We start from the raw sequence: 3,851 nt of genomic DNA, 5'->3' as shown, positions 1-3,851 counted from the left end.
GTATTATTATGTAATTAACATAAGTAAATAAGATTAACAAATGTAAAGGTAGTGGTGTTAAAAATGACTGAAAAATATAGAGAAAGACTAAAAATAGCAAAGTATTATCATAATGATGGTTTGACACAACAGGAAATTGCTGACAAATTAAACGTATCCAGACCCACAGTTTCTAATGCTTTAAAAAAAGCAAAAGAGGAGGGGATAATTCAAGTTCGAGTTGTAGATATTAAAAACAAAGGTGGGTTAGTAAATCTCGAGCAGGAATTGAAAGATGCTTATGATTTAAAAGAAGTTAGATTAGTTGATTGTAATTCTGAGAAATATGAAGATTTAATAAACTGCATTGGTGCAACTGCAGCTTTATATTTGGAGGACATAATAAATGATAACTTAAAGATTGGGATTTCCTGGGGATCAACATTAAAATCAATGGTTGATAATTTGTCAGGGAATAAGCGAATTAACAATTTAGAACTAGTAACTTTAGTTGGGGGATCAGGAAACTTAAAACCAGAAGTACACAGTAATATACTTAGTGATAAAATTTTAAGTAAATTTAATGGAAGAGGGTATTTTTTATATGCGCCAGCTGTAGTGGATAGTCAAGATGTCTGGCAGGCTTTGATGAAAAATGATGAAACACAGAAGTTACTTGAGAAAGCAAGGAATGTTGATATAGCTTTAGTTGGTATTGGTGCTCCAATCGGATCCTCAAACTTAGTTGAAACTGGTTATTTTGAAAAAGAGCAAATAAAAGAGATGCAGAATTTAGGGGTAGCAGGAGATATTTGTTCTCGTTTCTTTGATGAAGAGGGTCAGGTATGTGATTTAGAAATTAATAAACGTACAATTGGCATTAATTTAGATGATCTGAAAAATATTAATGAAGTAATTGGAGTAGCTGGAGGAGAGGAAAAAGTAAGCTCAATTGTTGGTGCTTTAAAAGGTGGTTTTTTAGATGTGCTGATAACTGATGCTAAAACTGCAAAGCTGGTGTTAGAAAAAAATAAACGAGGTGTTTAATATGTGGTGGCAACCTCTAATGGTGATTTTTGTAATAAGTTGGATTTTACAAGGTGTTTTAACTTATTTTCAAATTAGAAATTATAAAGATAGAATGTCAACTCTGGGGAAAGTTGGTTATCTTGGTGTAGGCAGAATGAAAAAAAAATTAGGTAGAGGTAGAATTCTTTTGCTGGTTAGTAATGAATCTGGTGAAGTGATAAAGGCAGAAGAAATGAGGGGGATCTCTGTTTTTACGAGATTTAAAGAAAAAAATGAATTAATAGGATATAAAATTGATGAATTGGGCAAAAATTTATCAGGTGATTTTAAAGAAGTTGTGGAAGAAGCCGTGGAGAGTATTAGAGGACAGTTAAAAAACAACACGGGAGGAGTTAAAATTGAAAACTAAAAAGCTTCCTAAAGTTCAACCTGGAGATAAAATTTATAAGTTATTTAATCATAATAAAGTAGTTGTTTTGGGTAACAAAGAAAAATTTATTGTAAAAATAGAAAAAGTAGAAAATTAATTTTGAGGGCCTTGGGCCAAGAAGTAGAAACTTAACTTCTTGGCTTATTTTATTTAAGGAGGTGAATGAAGTATTAATTAGTGTTAAAGCAAGTCAAATGGATTATATAATATTTATTTTTCACAAAAAATTTGGAGGTGAATGGTTAAATGGAAATATTAACTGTTTTTGCTGAGTGGTTTATTGGATTATTTCAAGCTGGTGGAGAAACATTCATGGGCTTAGTGACCGGAATTGTTCCCACTTTAGTTGTTTTAATGACTGCGGTTTATTCAATTAGAAATATGGTAGGAGAAGAGAAAATCAAGGGTTTTGCTGCGAAAATTGGAGGTAATATAGTACTCCGTTATACACTTTTACCCATTTTAGCAGTTTTCTTTTTGACTAACCCAATGGCATATACTTTTGGTACATTTTTACCAGAAAGATATAAGCCAGCCTTTTATGATTCAGCAGTATCATTTGTACACCCGATTACAGGATTATTCCCACATGCTAATCCGGCCGAGTTATTTGTTTATCTGGGAATAGCTAACGGAATTCAGGATGCAGGACATTCATTAGGTCCAATAGCACTAAGATATTTTCTAGTAGGTGTTGTTGTGATATTTATTCGTGGAGTAGTTACAGAAAGAATTACAGCATTTATGGCTAAAAGAGAAAATATTGAATTAGAAGGATTTGAAGACAAGCAAGGGGGGGAATTAAATGCCACAGTATAAAGCAATTAAAGTTACAAAATCAAGTTCAGGTTGGGGAGGACCCTTAGTATTAAAACCTACAGATGACAAATATATAGTATCATCAGTGACAGGTGGAGGAATTCACCCTGTAGCAGAAAAGATTGCGGAGATGACTGGAGGAAAAGCTGTAGATGGTTTTAATAATTCTCCAGCAGAAGATGAAGTTTTTTGTGTAGTTATTGATTGTGGTGGAACTGCTCGTTGTGGTGTTTATCCAAAAAAGAATATCCCTACAATTAATGTCCATGCTGTAGGTAAATCTGGTCCACTGGCGAAATTCATTACTGAAGAACTTTATGTTTCTGGTGTAAAAGAAAAAAATATGGACTCATTAATTAAATATACTGATGAAGAAGTAGAAAATAAAGAAAAAACGAAACAAGAAGTTACAGAAGACAAGAAAGAAAATAAAGGTTATGAAACTCATAAGAAAGAGGCCAAAGCAAAACAAAAGAAATCTGGAGGCTTTACTGGCTTTATAGCTAAAATTGGTGATGTAATGGGTGGAGTAGTAAATATATTTTATCAATCTGGTAAACAAACCATTGATCAGTTAATAACTACTATAATACCTTTTATGGCTTTTATTGCAATGTTAATTGGTATTATTAATAAAACTGGAATTGGTGAAATAATTGCTAACCAGTTATCACCTCTTGCCAGTTCTTTTCCGGGACTATTACTTTTAACTGTTATAGCATCCTTACCATTTTTATCTCCAGTTTTAGGACCGGGAGCTATTATTGCTCAAGTTGTAGGTACCTTAATTGGAGTTGAGATTGGAAAAGGTAATATACCACCTCAGTTTGCTTTGCCAGCTTTATTTGCAATAAATCCTCAGGTAGGTTGTGACTTTATTCCTGTAGGTTTAAGTTTAGGGGAAGCAGATCCTGAAACAACTAAAATTGGTGTTCCAGCAGTTCTTATATCACGTGTAATTACTGGGCCGATAGCTACAGTAATAGCTTACTTTGCTAGCTTTGGTTTATATTAAACATATGTTATAACAAATTGATATATGCTATTATAAGAATTGGAATAAAAATTTCTAATATAATTTTGTAAAATAATAAGAGTATATTTTAGATAGGGCCGAATTTATTCGGCCCCTTATTTAAATAATTTTAATTGATTTTTAATTTAGTATTTGGGAGGACTTAAAATGAACACTATTTACAAAACTGTGATTAATGAAATTGGAGATTTAGCTGGAGATATGATTGATGGTAATTTAATAATTTTATATAAAACAAACGCACCAGCTGAATTAGCTGAAATTTCTGTTATGCATGAAGCAGAATTTAAAAAGGCTGAGATTGAAGCAGGGGATATTTTAGAAATTGGGAATCAACAGTTTGAGATTTTGGCTGTAGGAAATGTTGTAAACAAAAATATTGAAAATTTAGGTCACTGTAGTTTGAAGTTTAATGGGGAAAAAGAGGTTGAATTACCTGGAGATATCAATTTGGAACAAAAAGAAATACCTGAAATTAAAATAGGATTAGAGATAAAAATTTATAAAAAGTGATTATTTTCAAAATTCAATTGACAGGTTGAGAGAAAAGTGTTATAT

At 31.9% G+C, this 3,851-nt stretch carries 6 protein-coding genes; all 6 read left to right on the top strand.

Features of this window, described 5'->3' with window-relative positions; all coding sequences use genetic code 11:
* Positions 1-63: 63 nt before the first annotated feature.
* Positions 64-1,026 (top strand): sugar-binding transcriptional regulator, encoded by a 963-nt coding sequence (locus tag CI949_RS18100; protein ID WP_290768971.1) that lies wholly within the window; start codon positions 64-66, stop codon positions 1,024-1,026.
* 19 nt (positions 1,027-1,045) lie between these two features.
* Positions 1,046-1,417, top strand: a complete 372-nt coding sequence (locus CI949_RS18095) for a transcriptional regulator GutM (protein ID WP_290768968.1) — start codon at positions 1,046-1,048, stop codon at positions 1,415-1,417.
* Positions 1,407-1,535 carry a hypothetical protein gene (locus CI949_RS18090; protein ID WP_290768966.1) on the top strand — a complete coding sequence of 43 codons (129 nt, stop codon included), beginning with the start codon at positions 1,407-1,409 and terminating at the stop codon, positions 1,533-1,535. The genes CI949_RS18095 and CI949_RS18090 overlap by 11 nt, the downstream gene beginning before the upstream one ends.
* Before the next feature lie 149 nt (positions 1,536-1,684).
* Complete coding sequence (locus tag CI949_RS18085) at positions 1,685-2,257, top strand: PTS glucitol/sorbitol transporter subunit IIC (protein WP_290768964.1); 573 nt, start codon at positions 1,685-1,687, stop codon at positions 2,255-2,257.
* A complete protein-coding gene (locus CI949_RS18080; RefSeq protein ID WP_290768962.1) occupies positions 2,244-3,272 on the top strand; it encodes a PTS glucitol/sorbitol transporter subunit IIB in 1,029 nt (342 codons plus the stop codon). The genes CI949_RS18085 and CI949_RS18080 overlap by 14 nt, the downstream gene beginning before the upstream one ends.
* 168 nt (positions 3,273-3,440) lie before the next feature.
* A complete protein-coding gene (locus tag CI949_RS18075; RefSeq protein ID WP_290768959.1) occupies positions 3,441-3,806 on the top strand; it encodes a PTS glucitol/sorbitol transporter subunit IIA in 366 nt (121 codons plus the stop codon).
* Positions 3,807-3,851: the final 45 nt, after the last annotated feature.

The organism is Halanaerobium sp., from assembly GCF_003070835.1.
The sequence above is the reverse complement of the archived record's forward strand: the minus strand, read 5'-3'. Positions and strand labels throughout refer to the sequence as shown.

Excerpts from the sequence above, each read along its gene's own strand:
- CI949_RS18095 (WP_290768968.1), top strand. The coding sequence starts at position 1,046 with ATGGTGATTTTTGTAATAAGTTGGATTTTACAAGGTGTTTTAACTTAT.
- CI949_RS18085 (WP_290768964.1), top strand. The coding sequence starts at position 1,685 with ATGGAAATATTAACTGTTTTTGCTGAGTGGTTTATTGGATTATTTCAA.
- CI949_RS18080 (WP_290768962.1), top strand. The coding sequence starts at position 2,244 with ATGCCACAGTATAAAGCAATTAAAGTTACAAAATCAAGTTCAGGTTGG.
- CI949_RS18100 (WP_290768971.1), top strand. The coding sequence starts at position 64 with ATGACTGAAAAATATAGAGAAAGACTAAAAATAGCAAAGTATTATCAT.
- CI949_RS18075 (WP_290768959.1), top strand. The coding sequence starts at position 3,441 with ATGAACACTATTTACAAAACTGTGATTAATGAAATTGGAGATTTAGCT.